Here is a 2,325-nt window from a genome sequence, read left to right on the forward strand (position 1 = left end):
GGGTACCAGCCGGTCTCCGCCACCAGGTCCAGGTCCGCGCCCAGCCGGTAGAACCTCAGCCGGAACCGGGCGGCGTCGGTGGAGACGTGAACCGTCAGCTCTCCCCCCGAGGTGACGCTCTCCCGCCCGACATATCCCTCTATCATTCCGCCTCCCCAGCAGAACGATCGGCCCTCGAATGGGTATTCCGGCCGATTCGGCAAGCCATGGTAGGGGGTGCGGGAATTCCGGGCAACGGGTCCGTGAACCGGTCAATTCGGAGCCGCCTTTCGGACAGCGGACCGGGCAGGCCGCGTTCTTCCGGCCGAACGGGGTAGGGCGAAATCCAGCCGCACCGACCGGCTACCGCGAATCCGTCACCTCCGGTCATCGACAAGGGGCTCTCATGAGCAGTGAATTCCGGGTACGGGAACTCGTCCTGGGAATCGAAGGGCTGGCACTTCTGCGCCACGCCGTGGACGGGGACGAGACGTTCCTGCGGGAACGCGTCGAGGACATCCGGCGCTTCGCGTCGGGTGACGGGCGGCTGCCGGACGGCGGCGCCGACGTCAGCGAACTCGACGCCGCCGAGGGCTACGCCTCCTGGTCGGCGGTGTACGACTCGCTGCCCAGCTCCTACATCGAGGTCGAGGAGCCCGTGCTGCACGGGATCCTCGACACCCTCCCCACGGGCACCGCCCTCGACGCCGCCTGCGGCACCGGTCGCCAGACCGGCGCCCTCGTCTCCCGCGGGCACCGCACCATCGGCGTGGACCAGTCGCCCGAGATGCTGGCCAGAGCCCGCGAGCGCGCCCCCGAGGCCGAGTACCGGCTCGGGCACCTGGAAAAGCTGCCGCTCGATGACGACTCGGTCGATCTCGCGGTCTGCTCGCTGGCCATGACCCACCTGCCGGACCTCGCGGCGGGAGTGTCCGAGCTGGCCCGGGTGGTCCGGCCGGGCGGGCGGATCCTCGTCTCGGACATGCACCCGTTCGTCATCGCCCTGCAGGGGCAGTGCCTCTTCGTGCACGGCTCCGACCGGCTCGCCTTCATCCGCAACCACGTCCACCTCCCCGGGCGGTACCTGGAGGCGTTCACCGGAGCGGGGCTGCGGGTGCGGGCCTGCCACGAACCGCTCTTCAACGGACGCCTCGCGCCCGGCGGTTACGAGGAGTTCATCGCGGACGCGGCACGGGCGGCCTGGGACGGGCTGCCGATCGTCATCGTCTGGGACGTCGAAGTTCCCGCGTAGGTCCGGTGGGTTCCGGTGGGTTCCGGTGGTTCCGGTGGGGCCCGTAGGTCCCGCAGCTCCCGCAGATCCCGCAGGCCCGTAGGTTCACGAGGAGAGGAGAACGGTCCGATGGCCCTGGTCGTGGTGACCCACGCGGAGCGCCCCGAACTGTGGGACCGCATGCCGGAACGGTTCGCCGGCATCGTGCCCGAGTACAACCTGCACGGAGACGTCAACGACGCCTACTGGAACCGGCTGTTCGAGGAGTTCCCCGACTACCAGTTCGTCCTGTACGACGACGTGCGCGAGGTGGTGGCCGGCGCCGGACGCTCGCTGCCGCGCACCTGGGACGGCACGGCCGCCGACCTCGGCCCCGGCCTGGACGACTCCATCGCCCGGGCGTTCGCGGACCGCGCGGCGGGCCGGACCGCCGGCGCCCTGTGCGCGCTGGGCATCGAGGTCGCGGAGGACTACCAGCGCAAGGGATTCTCCACCGTGCTCCTCGACGCGATGCGCCAAGTGGCGCGGCGGGCCGCCCTGGAGACGGTGCTGGTACCGGTGCGGCCCACCTGGAAGGACCGGTACCCGCTGGTGCCAATCGAACGGTACGCGGGCTGGCGGCGCGCGGACGGGGCCCCGCTCGACCCGTGGATCCGCACCCAGGTGGGCGCCGGCGGCACGATCGCCGGAGCCTCGGAACAGTCGTCGCGGATCACCGGGACGGTGGCCGAATGGGAACGCTGGACCGGCCTCGCCTTTCCGGAGGACGGCGACTACGTCTTCCCGGGAGGCCTCTCCACGCTGCGGATCGAGCGTGCACGGGACCTCGGCTCGTACTGGGAGCCCGGGGTGTGGATCACCCACCCGGTCGCGGCGGAGGACGTGCCGGGCGTCAGGCCCGTGGTCACGCCGCAGGTAGCCGCTCCCCGGCCCTGACGGCGGTCCAGGCGAAGGCGGACATGAGCCGCACCTCGTCCGGACCGGCCTCGGGGCGGCGCTCGGGCGGCAGACCGGCGGGGCCGACGGTGGCCACCGCCGCCTCCCGCAGCCGGGCGAGGGCGGCCGGCGGGACGTCGCCGGGGTGTCCGGGGTGTCCGGGTTAGCCTGTTGCTTTG

The 2,325-nt window shown here is 72.0% G+C and carries 3 protein-coding genes; 2 read left to right on the forward strand and 1 reads right to left on the reverse strand.

Translation table 11 applies throughout. The features are described from left to right. Positions 1-385: 385 nt before the first annotated feature. Both ACIQOV_RS37900 and ACIQOV_RS37905 read left to right on the forward strand, forming a co-directional pair. A complete protein-coding gene (locus ACIQOV_RS37900; RefSeq protein WP_380540768.1) occupies positions 386-1,231 on the forward strand; it encodes a class I SAM-dependent methyltransferase in 846 nt (281 codons plus the stop codon). A 108-nt stretch (positions 1,232-1,339) separates the two neighbouring features. After that, positions 1,340-2,146 (forward strand): N-acetyltransferase, encoded by an 807-nt coding sequence (locus ACIQOV_RS37905; RefSeq protein WP_401055318.1) that lies wholly within the window; start codon positions 1,340-1,342, stop codon positions 2,144-2,146. Here ACIQOV_RS37905 and ACIQOV_RS37910 read toward each other — a convergent pair. Continuing rightward, on the reverse strand, positions 2,115-2,243 hold the full coding sequence (locus tag ACIQOV_RS37910; protein WP_401055319.1) for a hypothetical protein: 129 nt from the start codon (positions 2,241-2,243) through the stop codon (positions 2,115-2,117). The genes ACIQOV_RS37905 and ACIQOV_RS37910 overlap by 32 nt on opposite strands. Between the last annotated feature and the right edge of the window lie 82 nt (positions 2,244-2,325).

Origin of the sequence: Kitasatospora sp. NPDC091257, assembly GCF_044757675.1 — a bacterium.
Taxonomy (GTDB): Bacteria; Actinomycetota; Actinomycetes; order Streptomycetales; family Streptomycetaceae; genus Kitasatospora; species Kitasatospora lactacystinica.

Excerpts from the sequence above, each read along its gene's own strand:
- ACIQOV_RS37900 (WP_380540768.1), top strand. The coding sequence starts at position 386 with ATGAGCAGTGAATTCCGGGTACGGGAACTCGTCCTGGGAATCGAAGGG.
- ACIQOV_RS37905 (WP_401055318.1), top strand. The coding sequence starts at position 1,340 with ATGGCCCTGGTCGTGGTGACCCACGCGGAGCGCCCCGAACTGTGGGAC.